This is a genomic window from Microbacterium sp. (assembly GCF_047972865.1).
Classification (GTDB): Bacteria; Actinomycetota; Actinomycetes; order Actinomycetales; family Microbacteriaceae; genus Microbacterium.
In genome coordinates this window covers 1-25,686 of sequence record NZ_JBKEAY010000051.1, presented here as the reverse complement: position 1 = coordinate 25,686, position 25,686 = coordinate 1, and the positions used below count along the sequence as shown (strand labels likewise).

Annotated in this window: 24 protein-coding genes; 9 read left to right on the top strand and 15 right to left on the bottom strand. The window is 69.0% G+C overall.

Translation table 11 applies throughout. The features are described 5' to 3' along the window. Positions 1-18: 18 nt before the first annotated feature. The 4 genes from ACK5KK_RS02895 to ACK5KK_RS02880 all read right to left on the bottom strand — a co-directional run bounded on the left by ACK5KK_RS02895 (position 19) and on the right by ACK5KK_RS02880 (position 5,447). A complete protein-coding gene (locus ACK5KK_RS02895; RefSeq protein ID WP_416888590.1) occupies positions 19-2,163 on the bottom strand; it encodes an ATP-dependent DNA helicase RecG in 2,145 nt (714 codons plus the stop codon). 105 nt (positions 2,164-2,268) lie between these two features. Next, the gene (locus ACK5KK_RS02890; protein ID WP_416888589.1) at positions 2,269-3,120 is read right to left on the bottom strand and encodes a carbohydrate ABC transporter permease; all 852 of its coding nucleotides are present in this window, start codon (positions 3,118-3,120) and stop codon (positions 2,269-2,271) included. Next, positions 3,117-4,115, bottom strand: coding sequence for a carbohydrate ABC transporter permease (locus ACK5KK_RS02885; RefSeq protein ID WP_416888588.1), 999 nt, complete (start codon positions 4,113-4,115; stop codon positions 3,117-3,119). The genes ACK5KK_RS02890 and ACK5KK_RS02885 overlap by 4 nt, the downstream gene beginning before the upstream one ends. Before the next feature lie 18 nt (positions 4,116-4,133). Continuing rightward, the gene (locus tag ACK5KK_RS02880) at positions 4,134-5,447 is read right to left on the bottom strand and encodes an extracellular solute-binding protein (protein WP_416888587.1); all 1,314 of its coding nucleotides are present in this window, start codon (positions 5,445-5,447) and stop codon (positions 4,134-4,136) included. 288 nt (positions 5,448-5,735) lie between these two features. Here ACK5KK_RS02880 and ACK5KK_RS02875 point away from each other — a divergent pair, with 288 nt between their 5' ends. Continuing rightward, positions 5,736-7,355 carry a beta-N-acetylhexosaminidase gene (locus tag ACK5KK_RS02875; protein WP_416888586.1) on the top strand — a complete coding sequence of 540 codons (1,620 nt, stop codon included), beginning with the start codon at positions 5,736-5,738 and terminating at the stop codon, positions 7,353-7,355. 36 nt (positions 7,356-7,391) lie between these two features. Here ACK5KK_RS02875 and ACK5KK_RS02870 read toward each other — a convergent pair whose 3' ends face one another. The 3 genes from ACK5KK_RS02870 to ACK5KK_RS02860 are packed head-to-tail and all read right to left on the bottom strand — an operon-like array spanning position 7,392 to position 10,825. Further along, positions 7,392-8,000, bottom strand: coding sequence for a bifunctional 4-hydroxy-2-oxoglutarate aldolase/2-dehydro-3-deoxy-phosphogluconate aldolase (locus ACK5KK_RS02870; RefSeq protein WP_416888585.1), 609 nt, complete (start codon positions 7,998-8,000; stop codon positions 7,392-7,394). Further along, positions 7,997-9,595 (bottom strand): N-acyl-D-amino-acid deacylase family protein, encoded by a 1,599-nt coding sequence (locus ACK5KK_RS02865; RefSeq protein WP_416888584.1) that lies wholly within the window; start codon positions 9,593-9,595, stop codon positions 7,997-7,999. Before ACK5KK_RS02865 ends, ACK5KK_RS02870 begins: the two co-directional genes overlap by 4 nt. Before the next feature lie 12 nt (positions 9,596-9,607). Then, positions 9,608-10,825, bottom strand: a complete 1,218-nt coding sequence (locus ACK5KK_RS02860; protein WP_416888583.1) for an alanine racemase — start codon at positions 10,823-10,825, stop codon at positions 9,608-9,610. Positions 10,826-10,955: 130 nt separating this feature from the next. On the opposite strand from ACK5KK_RS02860, the gene ACK5KK_RS02855 reads away from it, so the two are divergent. Genes ACK5KK_RS02855 through rsmD form a run of 4 tightly spaced genes read left to right on the top strand, consistent with a single transcriptional unit; the run spans position 10,956 to position 13,680 of the window. Next, positions 10,956-11,924, top strand: coding sequence for a sugar kinase (locus ACK5KK_RS02855; protein ID WP_416888582.1), 969 nt, complete (start codon positions 10,956-10,958; stop codon positions 11,922-11,924). After that, positions 11,921-12,688, top strand: coding sequence for an IclR family transcriptional regulator (locus tag ACK5KK_RS02850; protein WP_416888581.1), 768 nt, complete (start codon positions 11,921-11,923; stop codon positions 12,686-12,688). The genes ACK5KK_RS02855 and ACK5KK_RS02850 overlap by 4 nt, the downstream gene beginning before the upstream one ends. Continuing rightward, positions 12,685-13,086, top strand: coding sequence for a RidA family protein (locus ACK5KK_RS02845; protein ID WP_416888580.1), 402 nt, complete (start codon positions 12,685-12,687; stop codon positions 13,084-13,086). Before ACK5KK_RS02850 ends, ACK5KK_RS02845 begins: the two co-directional genes overlap by 4 nt. Before the next feature lie 36 nt (positions 13,087-13,122). Then, positions 13,123-13,680, top strand: a complete 558-nt coding sequence (rsmD, locus tag ACK5KK_RS02840) for a 16S rRNA (guanine(966)-N(2))-methyltransferase RsmD (protein ID WP_416888579.1) — start codon at positions 13,123-13,125, stop codon at positions 13,678-13,680. A 10-nt stretch (positions 13,681-13,690) separates the two neighbouring features. Here rsmD and thiL read toward each other — a convergent pair whose 3' ends face one another. Next, the gene (thiL, locus tag ACK5KK_RS02835) at positions 13,691-14,659 is read right to left on the bottom strand and encodes a thiamine-phosphate kinase (RefSeq protein ID WP_416888578.1); all 969 of its coding nucleotides are present in this window, start codon (positions 14,657-14,659) and stop codon (positions 13,691-13,693) included. Positions 14,660-14,711: 52 nt separating this feature from the next. Here thiL and ACK5KK_RS02830 point away from each other — a divergent pair, with 52 nt between their 5' ends. Further along, positions 14,712-15,179 carry a DUF3515 family protein gene (locus ACK5KK_RS02830; RefSeq protein WP_416888577.1) on the top strand — a complete coding sequence of 156 codons (468 nt, stop codon included), beginning with the start codon at positions 14,712-14,714 and terminating at the stop codon, positions 15,177-15,179. Here ACK5KK_RS02830 and ACK5KK_RS02825 read toward each other — a convergent pair. The 7 genes from ACK5KK_RS02825 to ACK5KK_RS02795 form a co-directional block, all read right to left on the bottom strand. Then, a complete protein-coding gene (locus tag ACK5KK_RS02825; RefSeq protein WP_416888576.1) occupies positions 15,165-16,268 on the bottom strand; it encodes a D-alanine--D-alanine ligase family protein in 1,104 nt (367 codons plus the stop codon). The two genes, ACK5KK_RS02830 and ACK5KK_RS02825, sit on opposite strands and share 15 nt — an antisense overlap. Beyond that, entirely contained in the window at positions 16,177-17,304 is a 1,128-nt protein-coding gene (locus tag ACK5KK_RS02820) for an NAD(P)H-dependent glycerol-3-phosphate dehydrogenase (protein WP_416888575.1), read from the bottom strand. Before ACK5KK_RS02820 ends, ACK5KK_RS02825 begins: the two co-directional genes overlap by 92 nt. Beyond that, positions 17,294-18,067: a lysophospholipid acyltransferase family protein gene (locus tag ACK5KK_RS02815; protein ID WP_416888615.1), complete on the bottom strand. Its 774-nt coding sequence runs from the start codon at positions 18,065-18,067 to the stop codon at positions 17,294-17,296. Before ACK5KK_RS02815 ends, ACK5KK_RS02820 begins: the two co-directional genes overlap by 11 nt. Continuing rightward, positions 18,064-19,422, bottom strand: coding sequence for a UDP-N-acetylglucosamine 1-carboxyvinyltransferase (murA, locus tag ACK5KK_RS02810; protein ID WP_416888574.1), 1,359 nt, complete (start codon positions 19,420-19,422; stop codon positions 18,064-18,066). The genes ACK5KK_RS02815 and murA overlap by 4 nt, the downstream gene beginning before the upstream one ends. 67 nt (positions 19,423-19,489) lie before the next feature. Next, positions 19,490-20,086, bottom strand: a complete 597-nt coding sequence (gene leuD, locus ACK5KK_RS02805) for a 3-isopropylmalate dehydratase small subunit (protein WP_416888573.1) — start codon at positions 20,084-20,086, stop codon at positions 19,490-19,492. Position 20,087: 1 nt separating this feature from the next. Beyond that, a complete protein-coding gene (gene leuC, locus ACK5KK_RS02800; RefSeq protein WP_416888572.1) occupies positions 20,088-21,533 on the bottom strand; it encodes a 3-isopropylmalate dehydratase large subunit in 1,446 nt (481 codons plus the stop codon). A 160-nt stretch (positions 21,534-21,693) separates the two neighbouring features. Continuing rightward, positions 21,694-22,722 (bottom strand): TerC family protein, encoded by a 1,029-nt coding sequence (locus ACK5KK_RS02795; protein ID WP_416888571.1) that lies wholly within the window; start codon positions 22,720-22,722, stop codon positions 21,694-21,696. Between the two features lie 216 nt (positions 22,723-22,938). Between ACK5KK_RS02795 and ACK5KK_RS02790 the strand changes: the two genes are divergently transcribed. From ACK5KK_RS02790 to ACK5KK_RS02780, 3 genes are all read left to right on the top strand, one after another. Next, positions 22,939-23,499, top strand: a complete 561-nt coding sequence (locus ACK5KK_RS02790; RefSeq protein ID WP_416888570.1) for an RNA polymerase sigma factor — start codon at positions 22,939-22,941, stop codon at positions 23,497-23,499. Beyond that, positions 23,496-24,632: a DUF4349 domain-containing protein gene (locus ACK5KK_RS02785; protein WP_416888569.1), complete on the top strand. Its 1,137-nt coding sequence runs from the start codon at positions 23,496-23,498 to the stop codon at positions 24,630-24,632. The genes ACK5KK_RS02790 and ACK5KK_RS02785 overlap by 4 nt, the downstream gene beginning before the upstream one ends. 218 nt (positions 24,633-24,850) lie before the next feature. Then, positions 24,851-25,686: IS110 family transposase (locus ACK5KK_RS02780; RefSeq protein ID WP_416888568.1), on the top strand; the 836-nt coding region annotated here is incomplete at its 3' end.

Below are 25,686 nucleotides of genomic sequence, written 5' to 3'. Positions count from 1 at the left end.
ATTGTAGGGCGGTGCGGGTCAGTTCTTGGCGAGAGCGGCCCGCTCGGCCTGGCCGACGCGGCGTTCCAGGGCCGCGGCGAGCCCCGGGTGGCGGTCCAGCAGCGGATCTTCGTCGATCACGCGCTCCGCGGCGGCGCGAGCCTCGGCGATCAGGTCGGCGTCCGCCACCACCCGCAGCAGCCGCAGCGACGAGCGCGAGCCGGATTGCGCGTCGCCCAGGACATCGCCCTCGCCCCGCAGCTCCAGGTCCACCTCGGCGAGGGCGAACCCGTCCCCGGTCGCCGCGACCGCCTCCACACGGGCGCGGGCGGGGCTGCTGGCGGGGGCCTCGGTCACCAGCAGACACAGGCCCGGGACGGGACCGCGGCCGACACGCCCGCGTAGCTGGTGCAGTTGCGACACACCGAAGCGATCCGCTTCGAGGATGATCATCGTAGAGGCGTTCGGAACGTCGACGCCGACCTCCACGACAGTCGTCGCCACGAGCACATCGATCTGGCCGCGCGAGAACGCCTGCATGACGGCATCCTTGTGTTCCGCGGGCATCTTGCCGTGGAGCGTCTCCACCCGCACGTCACGGAAGGACGGATGCCGGGCGAGCAACTCGGCCACCTGCACGACCCCCCAGCGGGTCGGGCCCGCCTCGGCGGTCGGCTCGGCATCCGTCGAGGCCTCCTTCTGATCGGCGTCGATCGCCGGACACACGATGAACACCTGCCGCTGCTGCGCCACTTCTTCGGTCACGCGCTCCCAGACGCGGGATAGCCAACCGGGCTTCTCGGCGAGCGGGGCCACGTGCGTGGCGATTCCGGCACGACCCGGCGGGAGCGTCCGGATGGTCGCCACGTCAAGGTCTCCGAAGACCGTCATCGCGACGGTGCGCGGAATCGGTGTGGCTGTCAGCACCAGGACGTGGGGCGTCGATCCCTTGGCGCGCAGCGACTCGCGCTGGTCGACGCCGAAGCGATGCTGTTCGTCCACGACGACCAGGCCGAGGTCTGCGAACGTCGTCTTCTCGCTGAGCAGGGCATGGGTGCCCACGACGATGAGCGCCTGACCGGAAGCGACCCGCAGCGCGGCTTTGCGGCGTTCGGCCGCCCCCATCTGCCCGGTGAGCAGCGTGGGAATGAGCTCGGGGGCGAGGTCGGGACCCAGCATGCCGGCGATGGAGCGCAGGTGCTGAGCGGCCAGGACCTCGGTCGGCGCGATCAGCGCGGACTGGCCGCCGGACTGGGCGACCTGGAGCATGGCGCGAAGCGCGACGAGGGTCTTCCCGGAGCCGACCTCCCCCTGCACCAACCGGTTCATCGGCCAGTCGCCCTGCAGGTCGGCGGCGATGAGGTCGCCGACCGAGACCTGGTCTGCCGTGCGTTCGAACGCGAGCCGCGCGTCGAACCGCTCCAGGATCGTTCCGGGCTCGCGTATGGTCGCAGACATCGCGCGGACGAAGTGACGCTGCTGCAGCAGTGCGGTCTGCAGGACGAACGCTTCCTGCATCCGCAACGTCGCGCGGGCCGGTTCGATGCGGTCGAACGACGACGGCGTGTGGATCTGTGTGAGCGCGGTGTGCGTGTCGAGAAGCCCGTGGCGCGCCCGCAACTCGTCCGGGAGCGGATCGGGCGCTGTGTCGAGGGCGCCCAGCACGAGGGCGACCACCTTCTGGAACTGCCAGCTGGTCACGGCGCTGGTGGCCGGGTAGATCGGGATCGGTACGTGCTGGCGGGCGGCGGCGCTCGCGCGTGCCTCCCCCTCGTCGTCGAAGAGCTCGTAGTCGGGGTGGGCGAACTGCTTGTGGTGTTTGAACTCGCCGACCTTGCCGGAGAAGATTCCCTGCCGCCCGACCGTGAGTTCGTTCTGTCGCCAGGCCTGGTTGAAGAAGGTGAGGCTGACCACCCCGTCACCGTCGCTGATCGTCACCTCCAACAGCGTCCCGCGGCGCTGGCGCATCGGCCGGAGGGACGCGGACCGGACCTCGGCAACGATGGTGACCTGCTCCCCTACGGGCAGCGACGCGATGGGCGTCAACTCGCCACGTCGCGCGTAGCGCCGCGGGTAGTGTCCCAGAACGTCGCCAACGGTCGACATGCCGAACGCACGGGACAGTGCGCGCGCCGTCTTGTCCCCGACGATGCCGTCGATGCGGGAATCCAGCGAGACGGGCATGTGACGATCTTAGGCAGCGTCACCGACACGCGCGTGCCCCGGGGCGGGTCGCAGCTCCCAGCGACCGCGCGCCCCGGGGCACATGCCTCCCAGGGGGAGCCTGTGTCACCCTTTGACCGCGCCGGCGGTCATGCCGGTGACGAGCCGGCGCTGCACGATGATGAAGAACACGACCACCGGCAGCGAGAACAGCAGCGATGCCGCCATCTGCGCTCCGAAATCAGTGCCCTTCGTCACCGTGCTGAACGAGGCCAGCCACACGGTCAGGGTGTACATCGACTCGTTCTTCATGAACGTGTAGGCGATGATGTAGTCGTTCCACGCGTGGATGAAGCTGAACACGCTCGTGGCGATGACGCCCGGCAGCACCAGCGGGAACAGGATCGAGCGCAGCACCCGCCACGTCGAGGCGCCGTCCATCTGCGCGGCCTCCTCGATCTCCACGGGAATCGCGATGAAGAACCCACGCATCGTCCAGATTGCGAACGGCAGGACGCCGCCGACGTACACGACGATGAGCCCGATGTACGTTCCGGTCAGGCCCAGATCGTTGAAGATCAGATACTGCGGGATGAGCAGTGCCGCGCCGGGCAGCATCTGCGCCGCCAGCAGACCGATCATGATCGAGCGCCGTCCACGGAACCGGAAACGCGTCAGCGCCGCCGCCGCGAAGAAGGCAAGGATCAACGAGAACAGGACCGCGGCCACCACGACGATCGCGCTGTTGACGAGGTTCTGCAGGAACGAGGTCTGGGTGAGCGCGACCACAAAGTTGTCGAAGTTCAGCTCGGAGGGCAGGAACGTCGGGGTGGGCGTCAGGACCTCGGACGGAGGTTTGAACGCCGTGTTGATCATCCAGTACACCGGGAAGAACCACACGACGGCGAACGCAATCGCCAATCCGTCGGCGATCCAGGGCCGCCGGCGTCGCCGGCCCGCGGTGGTGTCGGAGCTCATAGGTCCTCCCCCGATCGAATGAGGCTACGGATGTACAAGGCGCTGAACACCAGCAGGAGGACGGTCGTGACCAGGGCCACGGCCGCGCCCTCGCCGATGTCGAAGCCGATGAAGGCGGTCTTGTAGGAGTAGATGCCCAGCGTGGTCGTCGCCGCGCCCGGTCCGCCCTGCGAGACGAGCCAGATCTGATTGAACACGTTGAAGTCCCAGATGATCGACAGCACGATGACCAGCAGGAGGGTGGGACGCACAGCGGGGAGCATCACGGACCAATAGATGCGCCACTCGCTCGCGCCGTCCAGACGCGCCGCCTCCATGTAGTCGGCGGGCACCTGCGCCTGCGCCGCGTACAACGTCAGGGCGATGAACGGCACCGCCTGCCATACGACCAGCATCCAGATGCTGAGGAAGGCGAAACGCGCGTCCTGCGCCCAATTCACGTTGGTGAAGTCACCGAAGACACCCAACTGGGTGATCAGCCAGTTGACGACGCCATATCCGGGCTGGAACAGCCACAACCACACCTGCGAGGACGCGACGTTCGGCATGGCCCACGCGATCACGAGAACGACGGTGACGACGTAACGCATGGTGCCACTGACGCGGGTCAGCAGCTGAGCGATGGCCATCCCGATCACGACGCTGCCGAACACCATGGTGACGGTGAACACCACGGTGCGCACCAACGCCATCCAGAACTCGGGGTCGGTGAAGATGCGGGCGTACTGGCTGAAACCGGTGAAGTCGTACTCGCCGGTGAACAGCGTCCGCTGGTCGTAGGTCGTGAAGGAGGTGTAGATGAGGAAGAGGATCGGCACCACCAGGAGGGCGATGACGACGATGCCGCCCGGGGTGAGGAGCCACCAGGGGGCCACCTTGGAGGTGAGCCCCGCGGCAGGGGTTGCCCGCCTGCGCGGCTTGGGTGTGGCACGGCGGCTCGTCGGCCGGGGGGAGGTTCCTCCGGCCGACGAGCGCGTCGGTGTTGTGACACTCATCGGATCGAGTTCGCGGGGTCAGTTCCCGTTGAGAACGGACTCGATGTGAGCGTCGGCGTCGGCCGCGGTCTGCACCGGGTCGGCGCCGGTCGCGATCGCCTGGAAGAACTGCTCCATCGTCTTGTCGCCCTCGACGACCGGCCAGTTCTCCGCGGCCGGGGTCGCCTTCGAGCGCAGCGCGGCCGTGAAATACGCGGCGGACTGGTCGGGAACGCCGGCGGTCTGGGCCGCTTCGATGCCCTGGACGCTGTTCGGGATCCAGCCGTCGGTACCGAACACGTGGTCGGCCTGGAACGACGGGCCCGCGGCGAGCTTGATCCACGCCAGCGCGAGGTCTTTGTTGTCGCTCTTCTGCGCGATGCCCCAGTCGCTGCCACCGAGCATGACGGGCTGGTTCTCGCCCGAGACACCGGGGAACGGGAACGTGCCCAGGTCGCTCTCAGCGAGGTTGCCGGCGTCGATGACCTTCTTCAGGTGTGATGCGGTGCTGATAATCGCACCGGCTTGACCGTTGGCGAGGATCGCGTCCTGATCGGGCGAGTTGGAGTTCACCGTGCGCGACGCCTCGGACGAATAGGCGTTCTGGAAGTCGCGGTACGCCATCAGGCCCTTCTGCGCCTCGGGCGAGGACAGTCCGCCCTTCCAGGTCCCGCCGTCATTGATGGCGACCTCCCCGCCGGCGTCCCACACGAACTGCATCCCCGCGTACCAGAGCTGACCGGGCAGATACAGGGCGGAGAAGTCGGAGGCCGTGTTGGCCGCCTTCACCTTGTCGAGCGCGGCGGTGAGTTCGTCGAAGGTGGTCGGGGCCGCAGTGACGCCGGCCTCGGCCCACATCGTCTTGTTGTAGATGACCGCACGGTCACCGGCGAACGAGGGCACGGCGTAGAGCTTGCCGTCGATCGTCGCCGGATCCACCAGGCCCCCCAGCCACTCCTGGCCCTGGGCGAGTTCGTCGCGGTAGGCGGTGAGGTCGGCGAGTCCGCCCGTGGCGGCGTAACCGGCCACCTGCGTGTTGCCGATGTCGATGACATCCGGTGGGGTGCTGCCAGCCAGCGCGGTGGTGAGCTTGGTGGTGATACCGTCCCACTGCTGCATCTCGACCTTGGCGGTCGCGCCGGTCGTGCTCTCGAACTCGTCGACGAGGGCGGCCACTGCGTCGTCGGAGAGATCCCCGTTCATGACCCACACGGTGATCGTCTTGCCCGTACCGTCCACGGAGTCGACATCGACCATGTCGTCGCCCCCCGCGGATCCGCCGCCTGAACAGGCCGTCAGCGCCAGGGCCGCTGCCGCTCCGAATGCCAATGCTGCGATTGCTGTCTTTCGCATGATCTGTCCCATCGGATAGTGACGACGGGAGGCTCCCGCCGTTGGGTCCCGCCGCCCGGTCAATGGGTCGCGGTGTCTATGCGCAACAGACGTCAGCGTCTGTCGGGGACCGGGGGGATGGTCTCGATCGTCGTCGAGGAGCGAACGATCTGTTGCGATGATCAACCATAGGGCGTTCATTTCTAAATGTGCAAGACCCGTTGTGCATTGCGCAACTAAATGGCTCTGCGTCCGCCTCCAGGGTTGCTAAAGTGTCTGCACCCCCGTCCTCTCCCCCCAGGGACAGCAATGACCACTCTCATCCCCCGTCCTCGTCGTCTGCTCTCCGGTGCCGGTCGGTTCACGCTCTCGTCCCGCACCCGGCTGGTCGCTCCGACCGCCCTGATCGCCGCAGCGATTCGCCTGCAGGAATCGCTGCGTGCCCCCACCGGCTTCCCACTGCCCATCGTCGAGGCCACCGCCGGCCCCGACGACATCCTCCTTCACCACAACCCCGCACTCGCCCCCGAGGAGTATCGGCTGGCGGTGGCCGACACCGGCGTGCGCATCGACGCGTCCTGCTCCCGCGGTGCTGGTTGGGCCGGCCAGACGCTGCTGCAGTTGTTCCCCGCTGCGGTCTACCGGCGTGCCCGCGTCGACGCGGACTGGAGCGCGCCCGCCGTCGCCATCTCCGACGCCCCGCGTTTCGGCTGGCGCGGTGCGATGCTCGATGTCGCGCGTCACTTCCGCACCCCCGCCGAACTGCGCCGTTTCATCGATCAGCTCGCGATGCACCGCCTGAACGTGCTGCACCTGCATCTGACCGACGATCAAGGATGGCGGATCCAGATCCATCGGTACCCCCGCCTGACCGAGGTCGGCGCGTGGCGTTCGGCATCGCAGATCGGCACCCACCCGGACGCGTTCACGACAGAGCCCCACGGCGGATACTACACCCAGGACGAGCTGCGCGAACTCGTCGCCTACGCCGCCGAGCGCGGCATCACGATCGTGCCCGAGATCGACCTGCCGGGTCACTCGCAAGCCGCCATCGCGGCCTATCCATCCCTCGGCGTGATCGGCGAGCCGATGGAACCCTGGACGCGCTGGGGCATCAATCCGAACGCCCTGGCGATGACCGACGACACCGTCGCGTTCTTCTGTCACGTGCTCGATGAGGTGATCGACATCTTTCCGTCACCGCACATCGGGATCGGCGGTGACGAATGCGTCAAGACCCAATGGCACGACGACGACGCCACCCAGGCGCGGATGCGCGCGCTGGGACTCGATGACGAGGAACAGCTGCAGAACTGGTTCATCGCGCGGCTGGGCGAGCACCTCACGCGGCGAGGCCGCATCCTCTACGGCTGGGACGAGATCCTGGAGGGCGGCGGCGCCCCGGGCCACGCCGTCGTCGCATCGTGGCGGGGCACGGTGGGCGCGGTCAGCGCGGCGCGCGCCGGCCACGAGGTGGTGCTCTGTCCCGATGACTCGGTGTACCTGGACTATCGCCAATCGGATGCGCCCGACGAGCCGATTCCCGTCGGGACGGTCCTGACGGTGGCCGACGTGTACGCGTTCGAACCGATCCCCGACGCGCTCACCGAGGACGAGGCCGCACTCGTCCTGGGCGGGCAGGCGAACCTGTGGACCGAGCACATCGATTCGGTGCGCCGACTGGACTACATGGCCTTTCCGCGGCTGTGCGCCGTCGCCGAAGTGCTGTGGTCGGGTCCGGAGCGGGATGCCGCCGACTTCGCAGCGCGGCTGCAGACCCATCTCGCGCGCCTCGACGCCGCCGGTATCGAATATCGGCCCGCCGACGGACCGCTGCCGTGGCAACGGCGTCCCGGTATCCCGGGCCGGCCGCAGACCCGCGGCGAACGGGAGGTTGAGATGGCGCGGTTGACCGAGAACATCCGCTGAGCCGCCGCGCGGGGGCGCCGCGGTCCCTCCCCCGCTTCAGCCGGCGGTGAAGGCGCGGGCGCGCGCGGAGACCGCCTCCCATGCCCCCGCCGCGACGTCGGCGGCCGAGATCACGCTGGAGCCGGCGGTCACCGCCAGTGCCCCCGCGCGGAGGAAATCGCCGGCGTTGGTGTGATCCACCCCTCCGGAAGCGACCAGCGGAATCTCTGGGAAGGGCCCGGCCAGGTGCCGGAAGTACGCCGCGCCGACTGTGTGCGCGGGGAACACCTTGACGGCGACCGCCCCGGCCCGATGGGCGGCGAAGACCTCTGTGGGGGTGAGCGCACCCATAAGGACGGGAAGCCCGAGCCCGACGACCTCCGGCACGAGGCAGGGGGTGACCAGGAACTGTGCCCCGGCGGCCGCCGCCCGGCGACCGAGGTCGGCCGAGGTGACCGTGCCGGCACCGATCAGCACCGATTCGGGGGCGGCGTCGACCGCCGCTGCGATGACCTCTTCGACGCCGGGAGTCGTGAACGCGAACTCGACGGTGCGGATACCGCCGGCGCTCAGCGCGGCCACGAGCGGCACCGGGTCGGGCACGGCCGCGAGCCGTGGCAGCGCCAGCGCGCGATCGGCGCGGAGGACCTCGAGAAGGTCGGTCATCGGGATGGGTCCTTTCCTGAGGATGAGAGCACGCGGCCGGCGACCGCTGCCGTGCGGACGCCGTCGCGGAGCGCGAACCGTCCGTTGATCATGACCGCCGCGATTCCCGCGGCCGACCGTCGCGGCTCGGCGAACGTCGCCCGGTCTTCGATCCCGTCGGGATCGAAGAGAACCAGATCGGCATAGGAGTTTTCTCGAACGGTGCCACGGTCGGCCAGCCCCAGCCGGCGCGCGGCGTTCCCGGTGAGATGGTGCACGCACTCCTCCAACGTCAGCACGCCGCAGTCCCTCACGTAGTGACCGAGGTACCGCGGAAAGGTGCCCCACGCGCGGGGGTGGGGTCGGGCGCCGACGAGGATGCCGTCGCTGCCGCCGCAGTGGGTGCGATGGCGCATCACGGCACGTACGTTGTGCTCGTGGCCGACATGCATGAGGACCCCGGTGCCGAAATCGTCAGCGAGCAGGATCCGCACAACCGTGTCTGTGGGCTCCTCGTCCTCGGCCTGGGCGATGTCGGCGATCGTACGGCCGACGCAGGGGGCCAGCGCGGGATCGGCGACACCGGAGATCTCGATCGCCGACCAGTCGGCTCGCTCTCCATGGAACCCATCGCAGCCGGTCACCTCGAAGGCGTCGCGTAGAGCGGTGCGGTGGCGCCCTGAGGCCAACCGCTCCCGGAGGACGTGAGGGCCGCCCGCGGCCAGAGCACTCGGGAGCAGCGCCACCAGCGTCGTCGCTCCCGGCAGGTACGGGTACGTGTCGAGGGTGATGTCGATACCGTCCGCGAGTGCCGCCTCGATCATGCCCAGGAAAGCGGGGGCGCTGTCGGCGTTGGAGGCGAAGTTGAGGGTCGCGTGGGTCAGGTGCAACGCGCACCCGCTGTCGCGCGCGATAGCGATGACCTCAGCGTAGGCATCGAGAGCGCCCCGCCCGTAGGAGCGCGTGTGCGGGGCGTAAAAACCGCCGTGCGCAGCGACCACACGGCACAGCCTGGTGAGTTCGGCGGTGTCGGCGAACATGCCCGGCGTGTACGTGAGTCCGCTCGACATCCCCACCGCTCCGGCGGCCATCCCATCGGCGAGCAACCCGCACATGCGGTCGATCTCACCGGCGGTCGCGGGACGATCGGTCTGCCCCACCGTGAGCAGCCTCAGGTTTCCCTGCGGCACCAGTACCGCGACGTTGGTGGCCGTCCCCCGGCCGAGCACGTCGAGATATTCGGCCACCGTGCGCCACGGGATCGGCAGTTCGGGGTGACCGTTCCAGCCAGCGATCTGCGTGCGCACGTCGGGCAGGATAGCGTCGCTCAGCGGCGCGTAGCCGAGGCCGTCCTGCCCGATGACTTCGGTCGTCACGCCCTGGGTGACCTTCGCGTCGTGCGCGCGGTCGGCGACGAGGGCGAGATCCGAGTGCGCGTGCATGTCGATGAACCCCGGAGCGAGCACATGTCCGGCGGCATCGACCACGTCGTCGGCGTCGCCGTCGAGAGCCGGCGCGACTCGGGAGATCCGGTCGCCGTCCACGCGGACGTCGGCGAGATAGGCCGGAGCACCGGTGCCGTCGACGACCCGCGCGCGGCGGAAGAGGATGCTCATGAGGTCCTACGGTCAGAAGAAGGTGTCGACAAAGTCGACAACGCGCGGGTCGTCGACATGTGCGTCGTCGAGGACAGGGATCAACCGCCACTTGTCGAGTGCGGTGCAGGGGTGCGAGAGACCGAGGCGGATGACCGAGCCGACCGGCAGCGCACCCGCGTCGGCACCGGCGCCCAACTGCAAGAAGCCGTGCTGGTCGTTGAGCGCACTCACGCGGCTGTCGCCGAGCGCGTTCCGGGTCTCAGCCGCGCTGAGTCCGCGCACCCCTTGGACAACCGGAAGGCCCTCGTCGAAGGGGAGGTCGCGTTTTCCTGCATCGAAAAGACGCAGCCTGCTCTCAGGCGCCGAGACGACACGCACCCAGGCGTGCATTGCCGAACGCAGCGCCAGCCCCGGGACCGTTCGACCGAGCGGACCGATTCCGGCATAGAAGCCGTCGTCGTGGACCTGGAACGCACCGGCGCGCACGAGCACTGTCGCAGTGCCGACCGAGCCGACCAGGCGGTCCGACACCCGGTCGAAGTAGGCGCTTCCTCCCGCCGTCACGATCGGGTGGGCGTGGTAGAGGCCACGTGCGGACACCTCGTTGTGCAGGCCGACCATCTCATCCAGGTAGGCATCCACACGCGCGAGCGAGGCCGGTGAGCGGTCGTGGGCCAGCGCGCCCTCGTATCCGCCTACCCCTGCCAGTCGCAGTCGCGGCGACGCGGAAATCTGCGCGGCCAGGGCCGTTGCGCGTTCCTGGCCGCGCGCGCCGGTGCGCCCGCCGTGCGCGCCCAGCTCCGCGATCACCGCGAGGGGGCGCCGGGCCCCGATGTCGGTGAGCACCCCCTCCATGAGAACGACCGTCGCCGGCGCGTCGGCCCACACGATGATCTCCACCTCGGGGTGGGCGTCCAGTTCGCGGGAGAGCCAGGCCAGACCGATCGGATCGACGACCGCGTTGGCGATGAGGATCCTCACGACGCCCGAGGCGCGCGCGACCTGCGCCTGCCACACCGTCGCCAGAGTGAGCCCCCAAGCTCCCGCGTCGAGCAACTGCCGCCACAGCGCCGGCGCCATCGTCGTCTTGCCATGGGGCGCCAGGAGAACGCCTTGGGAGCGTGCCCATTCGCTCATCACGGCGGTATTGTGAGCCAAGGCGGTTCGGTCCAAAGTCAGCAACGGCGTCGCGAACTCGCCGAGAGCGGGTCGGCGGTGCAGGACATCCTCACGCCTCTGCCCCCACATCGTCGGAGGAATGGACTTGTGATGGACCGACAGGGGGATCGGCGGGATGGCGATGAGATCACCTCGAGAGTGTTGCAGTAGGCGCAATTTGAATTGCGAATGACGCACTATGAACGTTAGTATCCTCGCTATGCCCCCGTCAACCCGACCGACCCCTCGTGCGGTCACGCTCGGCGAGGTACTGACCGTCCTGGTCCAGTCCGAGCCCGGACCCCTGGAGCATGCCAGGACCTTCACCCGTTCCCTCGGCGGCGCCGAGGCGAACGTCGCGATCGGGCTGGTCGCCCATGGGATCCCCACCTCGATGCTCACGCGCGTCGGCGACGACGGATTCGGCCGGTACATCGTCTCGCAGCTGAGCACTCTCGGTGTGGGCGTGGACGGCATCTGTGTCGACGACGACCTGCACCCCACGGGGCTGTACATCAAAGAAGTGGGTGGGCCGTCCGGGGGCGACAACGACCTCGGCGTGGGCGCCAGCCGAATGCACTACTACCGCCGCGGGTCGGCGGCGACCGGCATCGATCTGGCATACCTCCGCGATCCGCGCGCGGGGCTCCTGCTCGCCGACGCCGACCTGATCCACACCAGCGGAATCACACCGGCGCTGTCGTCCTCGGCCGCCGCCGCCCAGCGGGCAGTGCGCTCGCTGGCGGCCCCCCGGTCGCTGATCTCCTTCGATCTCAACTGGCGTCCCGCACTCTGGCGCAAGCGTGTCGGTGATGCGCGAACAGTTCTTGCGGAGTGCATGCACGGCGCCGACATCGTTCTCACCGGCGTCGGCGAGGCGGTCGCCGTCTTCGGCACCGACACCCCCGCGCAGATCCGCGAGGCGTTCCCCGAACCACGCTGGCTCATCGTCAAGGACGACGGCGCGGCCGTCGTGGCCTACGACCGGGACGAGCCGGTCACCGTCGGCGCGCGGCGGGTCGACGTCGTCGAGGCGACCGGGGCGGGCGACGCGTTCGCGTCGGGCGCCCTTGCGGGCATCGTGCACGGTCTGCCGCTGGCAGACGCCGTCCAGCAGGGCCACGACGCGGCAGCGCGGGTCCTCACCGTCCGTCACGACCATCTCAGCCCGAAGGTGAGCGTCCCGTGAGCCAAAGCGTTGACCGCGCACTCTCGCTCCTTGTCTTCCTGGAGCAGGGGCCGCACAGCCTCGGCGAGTGCGCCGACCTGCTCGGGGTGCACAAGTCCACGGCTCTGCGCTTGCTCCAGACCTTGGAAGCACAGCGGTTCGTCACGCACGACGTGACGCACCAGTATCAGCTCGGTAGCCGCATCTTCGAGCTGTCCAACGCGGCGCTCGCCCAGCGCAGTGTTCGTGACATCGTTCGCCCGCACTTGGAGCGACTGAACATAGAAACCGGACAGACCGTCCACCTCGCCGCCCTCGAGTCCGGTGAGGCCGTGTACATCGACAAGGTGGAGGCTCGCGCCGGCATCCGGATGTACTCCCGGGTGGGCCTGAGCGCGCCGGTGCACTGCACCGCCGTGGGCAAGGTGCTCGTCGCCGCGCTCCCCGAACCCGAGCGCGAACGCATTGCTTTGGCACTTCGCTACGAGCGCATGACCGAGAACACCATCCGCACACCGGCGGCGTTTCTGGCGGAGCTGGCCCGCGTGCGCGCCGAAGGGTTCGCGCGCGACCACCAGGAGCACGAAACCTTCATCAACTGCATCGCCGCGCCGGTACGCGACGGCTCCGGTGCCGTCGTGGCCGCCCTGTCCATGTCGGCACCGACCGTCTCACTCAGCGCCGAAGAGGCCTTTGCGCAGCGGCACCGCGTCATGCGCACCGCCGCCGAAGCCTCCGCCGACCTCGGTTGGGCCGGCGCTTCCCCGCGAAAGGAATTTTCATGACCGACAAGACAGCCGTCTTCACCGAGAAGGCACCCGCCTCCGCGCACACCTTCTCGCAAGGGGTTGCCAAAGGACCGATCGTCCAGGTGTCCGGTCAGGGACCCGTCGACGCGACGACAGGCGAGTACCTTCACCCCGGGGATGTGGCCGCCCAGACCACCCTGACCCTCCAGAACCTGAAAGCGATCGTGGAAGCGTCCGGCGCGACGTTCGACGACGTGGTCATGCTGCGCGTCTACCTCACCGATCGCGCGCACTTCCCGATCATGAACGACGCCTACGGGGCCTTCGTCGAAGCGCACACGACGCACGGCGTGCTGCCGGCGCGCACCACGGTGTTCACGGGGTTGCCTCGTGAGGAGATGCTCGTGGAGATCGACGGGCTCGCTGTTCGGTGACGCCCGGGCCACCGGGCCCGCGCGTATCGTGAGGCTGTGACGAGGATCATCGCCGGCCGGGCCGGCTCACTCACCCTCTCGGTCCCCCCTGCCGGTACCCGCCCGACCAGTGACCGGGTAAGGGAGTCGCTTTTCGGATCTTTGGAAGCGTACGGTCTGCTCGAGGGGGCTGCCGTGATCGACCTGTTCGCCGGTTCGGGGGCGCTCGGGTTGGAAGCCGCCAGCCGCGGCGCGGTGAGTGTCGACCTCGTCGAAAGTGCGCCCCGCGCGGCTGCGGTGGCCGCGGCCAACGCAGGTCGGATCGCCCACGCCGTGCCGGATGCCCGCGTCCAGGTGCATCGGATGTCCGCGGAGAACTTCCTCAAGAACACCACGACGATGTGGGACCTGGCGTTTCTCGACCCGCCGTATGACCTCGACGATGCGGCGGTCGGTGATGTGCTGGCACTGCTTCGCGCACGGATGCCGGAGGGAGCGACGGCGATCGTTGAACGCGCCGCTCGATCGAGCCGCCCGGACGCCGGGGAGGGCTGGCAGCTCGACCGCGAGCGTCGCTACGGCGACACCGCGCTCTCGTGGTGGACAGCTGGCTGACCGAGCGGCCTCACCCGGCGGTGCGGTCCCAGTCCCGGTACGGATCCCACCCGGCACGATCGACCGGCGCCTGACCGGCGATCGTCACCGCGTGTGCGCTGCGCTTGCACACCGTGCCGATGACGCGGAAGGCGCTCGGCATCGCACCCGGAAACGTGGCGAGCAGTGCGTGGTCTTCGCCACCGCGGAGCGCCACGGCATCCCGAGGCGGGTCGAGATCGATCGTGACACCCGAGGCATCGGCCATGCGTGCGGCATCCAGCAGCAGCCCGTCAGAGACGTCCATCATTGCGTTCGCGCCCGCCGCTGCGGCGGCGGTCCCGGCGGCGATGGGCGGTTCGGGCCTCAGGTGGGCGGCCAGATCGTCCCGTTCCTGGGGGCTGAGGAGCGCGAGGTCCACGGGGGCCGGTGTCCCGTCGGCGTCACGGAAGCGAGAGAACAGGATGTCGAGGCCGCGTACCGACGATCCCAGGCGGCCGGCCACCGCGACGACGTCGCCGGGTCGCGCCCCGCTACGTCGGACGGGATCGCGTCCGTCCAGCGAACCGAGCGCGGTGACGGCGATCGTCAGGGTGTCGGACACCGTGAGGTCACCGCCCTCGACCGCGCACCCCGGTGCGAGCCGATCACATCCTCCCCGGAGCCCTGCGGCAAGGTCGCTCACGAACGAGACGCTCGTCTCGGTCGGCATCGCCAGCGCCAGCAGCAGCGCCGTGGGCCGCGCCCCCATCGCGGCGATGTCGGCAAGGTTCACGGCGGCCGCCTTGAAGCCGAGGTCGTAGCCCGATGACCACGCAAGCCGGAAGTCGGGACCGTGGACGAGCGTGTCGGTACTGGCGACCACGCGGCCGTCGGGGGCGGCGATCACGGCGGCGTCGTCGCCGGGACCCACGAGCGCGCTCGAACTGCCCTTGAGCCCGGTCATGATCACCGCGAGGACCTCGGCCTCGCTCAGCTCGCCCACCGTCGTCACGCTCACCCGACCACGCTAGCCGGTCCGCCCGGCATGGCCGCGCAGGTAGCCTGGTGGGGTGACCCGTCTCCGTCTGTGCGCCGCGATCCCGCTCGCTCTCGCCCTCACCATGACGGGCTGCTCCACGACCGTGGCCATGGAGGCCGCGGCCGAGGCGAACGATCCCTCCTGCGCCGACGTCATGGTGCGTCTGCCCGATCGCATCGCGGGTGAGGACCGCCGCTGGACCGATGCCCAGTCCACCGCATCGTGGGGCGACCCGAGCAGCGTCCTGTTGACCTGCGGGGTGCCGGTGGTGGGCGCCTCGGAGCTTCCCTGTCAGAGCGCCGGCGGCGTGGACTGGATCATCGACGACAGCGACGCGCCCCGGTATCGGTTCACCTCGTTCGGGCGCTCCCCCGCGATCGAGGTCTACCTCGACTACGAGATCGTCAGTTCGCGTGATGTGCTGGATGCGATCGGCGCAAAGGCGGACGAGGTCCTCCCCGTCACCGGCGCCGCCTGCACCGACCTAGCCGCGCCGTGAGGCGTCCTCCCGCGCACGTCCGAGCTCGATGAGCTCGGTGATGAGCTCCGGGTACGGGACCCCCGAGGCGATCCAGCACTTCGGGAACATAGAGATCGGCGTGAACCCGGGCATCGTGTTCACCTCGTTCACGTAGAACTGCGTGCCGGTGAAGAAGAAGTCCACGCGCGACAGCCCCTGTCCGCCGACCGCCTCGAACGCGCGGGCCGCGATTCGCTGCATCTCGGCGAGCTCCCGCGGCGCCAGCTCGGCGGGGCAGACCAGTTCGACCCCGGCGCCGTCGAGATACTTGGCCTCGAAGTCGTAGAACTCCCGTCCCGTGACGACGATCTCTCCGGGAAGGCTCACCCGCGGGGCGCCGCCGTCGGACGCCTCGAGAACACCGCACTCGATCTCACGTCCCACCACCGCCTGCTCCACCAGGACGGTGGTGTCTTCGGCGAACGCGATGTCCAGCGCCGCGGGCAACTCAGACCAGTCCGACACCTTCGACACTCCGACGCTCGACCCGGCGCGGGCCGGTTTGACGAACACCGGCAGCCCCAGCTCGCGCATGCGGGCGTAGCAGCGATCGGCGTCACGTGCGAGGCCGCCCCGCGTCACCGTGACCCACGGAACGACCGGCACCCCCGCCGCCTGCAGGATGCTCTTGGTGGTGTGCTTGTCCATGCCGATCGCCGACATCAGCAACCCCGCCCCCGCATAGGGGAGGTCGAGGAGCTCCAGGAAACCCTGTATCGTGCCGTCCTCGCCGAAACGGCCGTGCAGAATCGGGAAGACCACGTCGATGTTGCCCAACGACGCCACCGTGCCGTCGGCGTGCTGTACCCGCAGCTCGCGCGACACGGCAGAGTCGGGCCACAGGATACGCGTGCCGTTGTCGGCGACTTCCGGCAGGTGCGCGGGATCGAGGCCGAACCGGTCGGGATCGTCCGTCTCGTGCACGTGGGCGCCGTCGCGAGTGATGCCCACCGGGATCACCCGATAGCGCTCCCGGTCAATCGCCCGGAGGACGCCCCCGGCTGTTGCGGAGCTGATCGAGTGCTCGCTGGAACGACCGCCAAAAAGCACCACCACCGTCGCTGCCATTCTGGGTCCTCTCGCCCTGGGGCTGGTCGTCGTCCGTCGTGAGGTGAGGCGCGATGTCACGCGGGTTCATCGCGCCGTCCAACACCATCTTCACCTGTTCCACGATGGGCATCTGCACACCGGCGGCGCGTGCCAGGTGCAGGACGGGCGCGACCGACGCCAGCCCCTCCGCGGTCTGGTCCATCTGCTTGACCACGTCTTGGAAGCTGTAGCCCTGTCCCAGCAAACGCCCGGCGGTATTGTTGCGGCTCAGTGGCGACTGGCACGTCGCGATGAGGTCACCCAGTCCCGCGAGGCCCTGCAGCGTCTCCGGGTGGGCCCCCTGCGCGACCGCGAAGTCGGTCATCTCCACGAGTCCGCGGGTGATGATCGATGCCTTCGTGTTCTCGCCGTAGCCGACGCCGTCGACGATGCCGATCGCCACCGCGATCAGGTTCTTGAGGACTCCCCCGAACTCTGTCCCGATGACATCGGTGTTCACGAACGTGCGGAAGTAGGCGTTGCGGGCCCGTCGGGCCACCGCGTCGGCGGTGTCCTGACTGCTGGAGGAGATCACCGCCGCGGTCGGTTGTTCGCGGGCGATCTCCAGCGCGAGGTTGGGCCCGCTGGCGACGGCGATACGGGCCGGATCGCAGTGCAGCTCCTGCTCGATGACCTGGCTCATGCGCAGACCGGTGCGGCGCTCGACGCCTTTCATGAGCGACACGACCGGGGCGTCGGAGCGTGCCAGGAGCGGGCGGACGGCCTTCAGGTTCTGCCGCAGCGCTTGACTGGAGATTGCGAGGTAGACCTGCGAGGCGCCCTCGAGCGCCTCCGACAGGTGGCGGGTCGCCGACATCGACCGGGGCAGGTTCACGCCCGGGAGGTACTGGCTGTTGCGTTTGGCCTCGTCGATCTCGTGCGCGAGCTCGGCCCGGCGCGCCCACATCACCACGTGCGCGCCGCCGTCGGCGAGCACCTTTCCGAAGGTGGTGCCCCAGCTTCCCGCACCGATCACCGCGATGCGCGGGCGCGCGGCATCCTGTCTACGGCTCAAGACGCCCCGTCTCGTTCTGCCCGTGCACGGATGGGTTCCACCGCTGCGTAGGCGGGGTCTGGCCGCGCAGGTCGCCGAGGAGGTCGGCAATGGCCGCCATGACCGCGTCGGTGGCCGCGGCGAGGTTTCCCGGAGTGGTCCGACCCCTCCACTGGGCGAGGTCGACCGGGGGGCCAAGCCGCATCTCCACCCGTTTGCGCGGCGGCCACAGCCGGAGCCTGCCGTACCGCGGCAGGATGTGCTGCACCCCCCACGTCGCGACCGGGATCACCGGGATGTCACCGGCCAGCGCGAGCCGCACCGCTCCGGTCTTGCCGCGCATGGGCCACAGCTCAGGGTCGCGGGTGAGGGAGCCCTCGGGGTAGACGATCACGCCGCGTCCGTGGGTGACGAGCGCCTCGGCCTGCGCGATGCTCTGCTTCGCGCCGGCCGCCGTCGACGCCCTCGGCACCGGCACCATGCCGGTCGAGCGCAAGAGCAACCCGAGCGCCGGTACCCGGAACAGGCTCTCCTTCGCCAGGAACCGTGGAGCCCGGCCGATTCGCCAGGTGCCGACGGCGAGGATGAGTGGATCGAACTCGCTGTAATGATTGGGGGCGAGCACGTACGGGCCGTCGGCGGGCAGGTGCTCCGCGCCGGTGACGCGCAGCCGCGCGAACCACCCGACGGCGGGGATGACGAGCAGGGCCGCGGGCCAGAACGCGCTCGGACGCGCCTTCTCGGGGGACGCCCTGCGACGGGGGGACGCAGACACGGCGGTCAGCCCAGGACGTCGAAATCCGCACCGAGGGCGGTGAGCTTGTCGAGGAAGCGCGCGTAGCCGCGGCGGATGATGTCGATGTTGCGGACGGTGGACTCCCCCTCGGCAGCGAGAGCGGCGATCACGTAGCTGTAGCCGCCCCGCAGGTCGGGCACCTGCACGTCGGCGCCGTGGAGCGGCGTGGGCCCGTTGATGACGGCGGCCTGCTCCAGCTTGCGGCGCGGCACCCGCCGGCCGGGCGCATCGATCCCTTGCGGGTGCACGACGATGTCGGCCCCCATCTGGACCAGCGCTCGGGTGAAACCAAGCCGGTTCTCGTAGACGGTCTCGTGGACCACGGAGGTGCCGCGCGCCTGCGTCAGAGCCACGATGAGCGGTTGCTGCCAGTCGGTCATGAAGCCGGGGTGCACGTCGGTTTCAACCACGACCGGCTTGAGCTCCGGGCCGCGGCGGAAACGGATGCCGTCCTCCGCGATGTCGAAGACGCCGCCGGCCTTGCGGTACACGTTCAAGAACGTGAGCATCTCCTGCTGTTTGGCCCCGCCGACGAAGATGTCGCCGTCGGTGGCCAGCGCCGCACACGCCCACGACGCGGCTTCGTTGCGGTCGAAGATGCACCGGTGGTCGTAGCCGCTGAGACGGTCCACGCCCTCGATGAAGACCACTCGGTTCGGCTCGTAGGAGATGATCGCACCCATCTTCTGCAGCACGCCGATGAGGTCCATGATCTCCGGCTCGATGGCCGCGTTGCGCAACTCCGTCGTGCCCTGGGCCCGCACCGCGGTGAGCAGAACCTGCTCGGTGGCGCCCACGCTCGGGTACGGCAGCTCGATGTTCGCGCCGCGAAGCCCGCCTGGCGCGGACAGCCGGATCCCGGTGGGGAGCTTCTCCACCACCGCGCCGAAGGCGCGGAGGGCGTCGAGGTGGAAATCGATCGGCCGGTCGCCGATGCGGCATCCGCCGAGGTCGGGGATGAACGCCTGCCCGAGCAGGTGGAGCAGCGGCCCGCAGAACAGGATCGGGATGCGGGAGGCGCCGGCGTGCGCATCGATCTCCTCCATGTGCGCGGAGACCGCGCCGGAGGGGTCCAGGCGCAGCGCTCCGTCTTCGACGGCGTCGACGCGCACACCGTGAGCTTCCAGCAGCGATCGGACGACCCACACGTCGCTGATGTCCGGCACGTCACGCAGGACGCTCGCCGAGTCGCCGAGGAGGGCGGCGACCATGGCCTTGGTGGCCAGGTTCTTCGCCCCCTTCACGTCGACGGTTCCCGACAGCGGGCGTCCGCCGCGGATGACGAGGGAGTGCCCCTGGACGGGGGTCGCCGGCATCGACGATTCGCTCACGAGTGATTCCATCCGATAAACCTCGCTGGTTCTTGAGAGGGCTTGCGTCCTGCCTCGTGCGCCGTGTGAGCGCGTTCGACTATCGGACCGGAAGCGTTCGCGGGCGCCACGCCTCTCGGCGCTGCTCGAATTCTGCGATGCGGTCTTCGTTGCGCATCGTGAGCCCGATGTCGTCGAGCCCTTCGAGGAGCCGCCACCTAGTGTAATCATCGATCTCGAAATCGACGCGAAGCTCGCCGATCTGCGCCGTCCGCGACTCGAGGTCCACCGTCATCTCGGCCCCGGGCGCGGCGTACAGCGCGGCCCAGATCGCCTCGACGTCGCTCTCGGTCACGGCACCGGTCACCAGGCCCTGCTTGCCGGCGTTGCCCCGGAAGATGTCCGCGAAGCGGGGGCTCAGCACGACGCGGAAGCCGTAATCGCGAAGCGCCCATACGGCGTGTTCGCGACTGGAGCCGGTGCCGAAGTCCGGACCGGCCACGAGGATCGAGGCTCCCTGGTAGGGGGCCTGATTGAGAATGAACTCGGGGTCCTGGCGCCAGCTGGCGAACAGGGCGTCGTCGAATCCGGTCTTGGTGACCCGCTTCAGGTACACGGCCGGAATGATCTGGTCGGTGTCGACGGCCGACCGCGTGAACGGGACCGCGATTCCGGTGTGTGCCGTGAACTTCTCCATGTCAGGCCTCCGTTCCGGCCGTCACCGGCAGATCGCTGGGACTGGCGAGGCGGCCCAGCACCGCCGTCGCCGCCGCCACGAGCGGGGAGACCAGGTGGGTGCGGCCGCCCTTGCCCTGGCGGCCCTCGAAGTTGCGGTTGCTCGTCGAGGCGCACCGCTCCCCCGGCGCGAGCTGGTCGGGGTTCATGCCCAGGCACATCGAGCAGCCCGCGAACCGCCACTCGGCACCGAAATCGGTGAAGATCTTGTCGAGCCCTTCGGCCTCGGCCTCCAGGCGCACGCGAGCCGAGCCGGGCACCACCATGACGCGGACGCCCTCGGCCTTCGTCCGGCCTTCGATCACGGCGGCGAACTGGCGGAGGTCCTCGATGCGGCTGTTGGTGCACGATCCCATGAAGACGGCGTCCACCGGGATCTCCTTCATCAGCGTTCCGGCGGCCAGGTCCATGTAGGCCAGTGCGCGTTCTGCGGCGGCGCGTGCGTTCGGGTCGCTGAACGATGCCGGGTCGGGAACGCTGTCGCTCAGTGAGACGCCTTGGCCAGGGTTGGTGCCCCACGTGACGAAGGGTTCCAGCTCGTTGGCGTCGAGGTACACCTCGGCGTCGTAGACGGCGCCCTCATCGGAGGGCAGCGTGCGCCAGTAGGCGACTGCATCGTCCCAGTCCTGGCCGGATGGCGCGTGCGGGCGGCCCTTGAGGTAGGCGAACGTCGTCTCGTCGGGGGCGACCATGCCCGCCCGGGCGCCGGCTTCGATCGACATGTTGCACATCGTCATCCGACCCTCCATCGACAGGGAACGGATCGCGGAACCGCGGTATTCGAGGACGTAGCCTTGGCCGCCGTTGGTGCCGATCTTGGCGATGACGGCGAGGATCACATCTTTTGCGGTGACGCCGGGCCGCAGCTCGCCCTCGACGGTGATCGCCATGGTCTTGAAGGGCTTGAGCGGCAGGGTCTGGGTGGCCAGCACGTGCTCGACCTCGCTGGTGCCGATGCCGAACGCCATCGCACCGAAGGCGCCGTGAGTCGAGGTGTGACTGTCGCCGCAGACGACCGTGATCCCCGGCATCGTGAGGCCCAGCTGCGGACCGACGACGTGGACGATGCCCTGCTCGGCGTCGCCGAGAGAGTGCAGCCGCACGCCGAACTCCGCCGCGTTGCGTCGCAGGGTGTCGATCTGCGTGCGGCTGGTGATGTCGGCGATCGGCTTGTCGATGTCGAGCGTCGGAGTGTTGTGGTCTTCGGTGGCAATGGTGAGGTCGAGCCGCCGCACGGGGCGGCCGTCGGCCCGCAGCCCGTCGAACGCTTGCGGGCTGGTGACCTCGTGCACGAGGTGCAGGTCGATGTAGATCAGATCGGGTTGGCCGTCCTCGCCGGCGACGACCAGATGGTCGTCCCAGACTTTCTCAGCCAGTGTGCGCGGGCGATCAGGGATGTTCGTGCTCATTGCTCTCGTTCTCTCGACGTCGGATGTGCCCGCGAAAGACCCCGCGACGAGGAGGGCTCAGTGACACTCGTCGCGGCTGCCAAGAAGGAGGAACGCAATCCGCATCGGGCCAGACTACCACCGGCCCGCTGGGCGACGGCTCCACCCGTCGGGGCGTTGTTCAGGCGTGTCCCTCGTCGTCCGCGGGCTCGGCCGCGGACGACGCTTTCGCGGCCGCCTCGTCGCGGCGGGAGGAGATGAGGCTCGCGACGGTCGCCACCACCATCGACACGACGATGACCCCGAGCGAGAGCCAAGTGGAGATCTCGGGGACCCAGGTGAGGTGCTCACCGTCGTTGATGAACGGCAACTCGTTGTTGTGCATCGCGTGGAACACGAGCTTGACGCCGATGAACGCGAGGATGAATGCGATGCCGTAGTGCAAATACTTCAAGCGGTCGAGCAGGTCGCCGAGCAGGAAGTAGAGCTGCCGAAGCCCCATCAGCGCGAAGATGTTCGCGGTGAAGACGATGAACGCGCTCTGGGTGATGCCGAAGATCGCCGGGATCGAATCCAGCGCGAACAGCAGGTCCGTCATCCCGATCGCGGCGAACACGATGATCATGGGGGTGAACATCTTCTTGCCGTCGACGACGGTGCGGATCTTCGCGCCGTCGTACTCGTCGGTGATGTCGATGGAGCGCCGCAGCACCCGCACCAGGAAGTTCTCCCGCTGCACGTCGCTGTCGTGGTCTCCGCCGGGGAACGCCTGTCGCCACGCGGTCCACACCAGGAACGCGCCGAAGATGTAGAAAACCCAGCTGAACTGCTCGATGATCGCCGCGCCGGCGAGGATGAACAGCCCACGCAGCACCAGCGCGATGATGATGCCCACCATCAGCACCTCCTGCTGGTAGCGGCGCGGTACCGAGAACTGGCCCATGATGAGCACGAACACGAAGAGGTTGTCGATGGACAGGCTGTATTCGGTCAGCCAGCCCGCCACGAACTGCCCCGCGTACTCGCCGCCAGCGAACACCCACATCAGCGCGGCGAAGATGAGTGCCAGCACGACGTAGAACACGACCCAGAGCGTCGACTCGCGGGTCGATGGGATGTGGGGACGCTTCAGGATCAGCAGCAGATCGGCGATGAGGATGAGCGTGAGCACGACGAGCGAGCCGATCTCGAACCAGACGGGGAGGTCCATAGAGGCCTTTCGGAGGGACGGCGGGTCTCGAAAGTCTCTCCCCCACGCGACGCGTGGCGCGCACCCGAGGCTCCGACCGCGGTGCCCGTGATGGCGGGTGCGCGAGGATGGGATACTCCCTCTCGCACGCACCAAGATACCGCACGGGCGAATCGTGTGAGACGGTGAGGCGGACGGCGACACTCATGAACGATGGCGCCACACGCAGAGGGAATCATGGACCCCACCGAAGAACGCACCGATCGTGAGCTCGTCGCCGCCGCCGCGAGCGGGAGCGAGAGTGCTTTCCGTGCGCTGTACCGCGCGTATGTGCGCCCGGTGTATTGGCTCGCCCACGGGCTGCTCGGGGCGGCCGCCGATGCCGAGGAGGTGACGCAGGAGACCTTCCTCACGGCGTGGCGGAAACTGCCGGAGCTGGTGTTGGAGAGCGAGTCGTTGCTGCCCTGGCTGGTGACGATCTGCCGTTTCCAGAGCGCGAATCGGGTCCGTCGGCTCGCCCGCGATCGTGCGCACACGCTCGCGGCGGTCGAGGACACCCTGCAGGCCACGTCGGACGTGGAGGGACAGGTGATCGCGGCGCGCCTGGCCGACCGCATCCTGACCGAGCTGGCCGGCCTCGCCGAGATCGACCGCGAGATCTTCCGGCTCTGCGCCGTCGAGGGCGACAGCTACCAGTCGGCCGCGCAACGGCTGGGCATCTCCCACGGCGCTGTCCGCAACAGACTCTCCCGTGTGCGCGATCAGTTGCGCACGACCGTTCGATCGGAGGAAGCATGACCCGCCATGATGTGGATCTGCCCCCGCTCAGTGACCGGCGAGTCGCCGCGATGGAGGATGCGATCTTCGCGGCCATCGCTCGCGAGGAGACTGCAGCGAGCCCCGTAGCCGCACATGCCCCGGGGCCGACCCTCTCGCCCGCGGTTCGCCCCAACACCCCGCCGCGTCGTCGCGTAGCGTCGCGGTATCGGCGAGCGTGGGCGGGACTGGTCGCGGCGGCCTCGGTGGCCGTCGTCGCGCTGGCGGGGCCCACGGTGCTGGCCACTCTGGCAGGCGCCGGGGCGTCGTCGACCGCCGGTGGCGCCACGGAGAGCGCCCCCGCCCGGGGAGGGAGCGCGTACGACGCGCCGGGCTCGGCGGCGGCGGACGGCGATGCGTCCGCGACGCCGGTGGATTCGGCAGACACGCGGGGCCGCGAGGTCGCCGTGACATCGTGGGCGACGCTCACGGTCACCGATCCGGCGGCGGCTGCGGACGAGGTCTCGTCCGCAGCGCGAGCCGTCGGGGGGTACGTGGAGTCGATGAACGTGCTCGCCGACGGTGAGAACGCGATTCCCGAGGACGGCGGGGTGAGCACCGTTGAATCGCCGGGTGTTGCGGCTTGGGTGACGGTGCGCGTACCGGCCGGCGAACTGGATTCGTTCACGGCGGCGCTCGGTGAGCTCGGCACCGTCACGGCGACGCAGGTCGATCGTCAGGATGTGACCGACGGTGCGCGCGATCTGCGCGCGCGTGTGGCCGCGTTGGAGACCTCGGTGGCTCGCCTCACCGAGCTGATGGGTGAAAGCGGTTCGGTCGGCGACCTCTTGGCCGCCGAGGAGGCGCTCGCGCAGCGTCAGGCCGAGCTGGATTCGGCGCGGCAGCAGCTCGCCCAACTGGACCGCACCGTCGCGATGTCGACGGTGACGGTCAACCTGAACGAGAAGGCTCCTGCCTCTCAGGCCGACCCGGCGCGCTTCGGCGACGGACTGACCGCGGGCTGGAACGGCCTCATCGCGGTGGTGAACGGGTTGGTCGTTGCACTCGGTTTCGCGCTCCCCTGGCTGGCGATCGCCGCCGTTGCAGCGGGGATCGTGTGGGTCGTGCGCCGCCGCCGTCGCCGCGAACGGCCGCCGACCGACACCAGCGACTGACGTTGAGCCTTGATCCGTAAGCTCGGGAGCGGCCCGGGAGAGTCGGGTGTGGCTGAGCCTTGATTGCTGTTTCGGTGGCTCCGGTGGACTGGCCGCTCGACTTTCCGGGGCGCCTTGACCGCTGATTGAGATGCGCGTTTCGGTCGCTGTTTACGGATCTGCCGGCGAGGAGTCCCTTCGGGTCGTTTGACGATGTTCACGACTCGAAGGAGAGCACGATGATGAACGATCCGATCCCTCGCGGCTGGTCCGGCGTCGACGTCGGAAAGGGGCACCACTGGGTGTGTCTCATCGACGACGACGGTGCGACGGTCTGGACCTCGAAAGTGGTCAACGACGAGCAGTCGATCCTGGACGCGATCGCCCGGGTCACGTCGGTGGCGGTCGACGTGACGTGGGCGGTTGATGTGACCGGGACGATGGCTGGGCTGCTGCTGCCGTTGCTGGCCGCGCACGTCCAGCAGGTGAAGTACGCGCCAGGGCGGGTCGTGAACCAGATGGCGACCGCCTACCGCGGGGAGGCGAAGACCGACGCGCGGGACGCGTTCGTGATCGCCGAGACCGCCCGCCACCGGACCGATCTGGCCGACGTCGACGTCCCGTCGGAGCTCGTGGTGGAGTTGCGGTTGCTGGTCACTCACCGCGCCGACCTGATCGCGGATCGGGTGCGGATCGTGAACCGGCTCCGAGATGTGCTGTCCGGCTACTTCCCAGCGCTGGAGCGGGAGTTCGACTTCGCTCACAGCCGTGGCGCTGCCGTGTTGCTGACCGGCTACCAGACCCCGGCCGCGATCCGCCGACTCGGCCCAGCGCGACTGACCAGCTGGCTCACCCGCCGAAAAGTGCGCACCGCGGGGAACATCGCCGCCCTCGCGGTCGCTGCGGCGAAGCTGCAGCACACCAGTGTTCCCGGCGAGCACGTCGCTGCGGGAATCGTCGCCGACCTCGCCGCCCAGCTACTGGCGCTGGACGACCGGGTCAGCGGCGTCGACGCTCAGACCCGTTCAACGTTCCGCGCTCACCCGCAGGCCGAGATCATCGAGTCCCTGCCCGG

Excerpts from the sequence above, each read along its gene's own strand:
- ACK5KK_RS02855 (WP_416888582.1), top strand. The coding sequence starts at position 10,956 with ATGCCCCCGTCAACCCGACCGACCCCTCGTGCGGTCACGCTCGGCGAG.
- ACK5KK_RS02825 (WP_416888576.1), bottom strand. The coding sequence starts at position 16,268 with ATGGCAGCGACGGTGGTGGTGCTTTTTGGCGGTCGTTCCAGCGAGCAC.
- ACK5KK_RS02890 (WP_416888589.1), bottom strand. The coding sequence starts at position 3,120 with ATGAGCTCCGACACCACCGCGGGCCGGCGACGCCGGCGGCCCTGGATC.
- murA (WP_416888574.1), bottom strand. The coding sequence starts at position 19,422 with ATGGAATCACTCGTGAGCGAATCGTCGATGCCGGCGACCCCCGTCCAG.
- ACK5KK_RS02845 (WP_416888580.1), top strand. The coding sequence starts at position 12,685 with ATGACCGACAAGACAGCCGTCTTCACCGAGAAGGCACCCGCCTCCGCG.
- leuD (WP_416888573.1), bottom strand. The coding sequence starts at position 20,086 with ATGGAGAAGTTCACGGCACACACCGGAATCGCGGTCCCGTTCACGCGG.
- ACK5KK_RS02785 (WP_416888569.1), top strand. The coding sequence starts at position 23,496 with ATGACCCGCCATGATGTGGATCTGCCCCCGCTCAGTGACCGGCGAGTC.
- leuC (WP_416888572.1), bottom strand. The coding sequence starts at position 21,533 with ATGAGCACGAACATCCCTGATCGCCCGCGCACACTGGCTGAGAAAGTC.
- ACK5KK_RS02795 (WP_416888571.1), bottom strand. The coding sequence starts at position 22,722 with ATGGACCTCCCCGTCTGGTTCGAGATCGGCTCGCTCGTCGTGCTCACG.
- ACK5KK_RS02875 (WP_416888586.1), top strand. The coding sequence starts at position 5,736 with ATGACCACTCTCATCCCCCGTCCTCGTCGTCTGCTCTCCGGTGCCGGT.
- ACK5KK_RS02895 (WP_416888590.1), bottom strand. The coding sequence starts at position 2,163 with ATGCCCGTCTCGCTGGATTCCCGCATCGACGGCATCGTCGGGGACAAG.
- ACK5KK_RS02790 (WP_416888570.1), top strand. The coding sequence starts at position 22,939 with ATGGACCCCACCGAAGAACGCACCGATCGTGAGCTCGTCGCCGCCGCC.
- ACK5KK_RS02885 (WP_416888588.1), bottom strand. The coding sequence starts at position 4,115 with ATGAGTGTCACAACACCGACGCGCTCGTCGGCCGGAGGAACCTCCCCC.
- ACK5KK_RS02860 (WP_416888583.1), bottom strand. The coding sequence starts at position 10,825 with ATGTGGGGGCAGAGGCGTGAGGATGTCCTGCACCGCCGACCCGCTCTC.
- ACK5KK_RS02880 (WP_416888587.1), bottom strand. The coding sequence starts at position 5,447 with ATGCGAAAGACAGCAATCGCAGCATTGGCATTCGGAGCGGCAGCGGCC.
- ACK5KK_RS02870 (WP_416888585.1), bottom strand. The coding sequence starts at position 8,000 with ATGACCGACCTTCTCGAGGTCCTCCGCGCCGATCGCGCGCTGGCGCTG.
- ACK5KK_RS02865 (WP_416888584.1), bottom strand. The coding sequence starts at position 9,595 with ATGAGCATCCTCTTCCGCCGCGCGCGGGTCGTCGACGGCACCGGTGCT.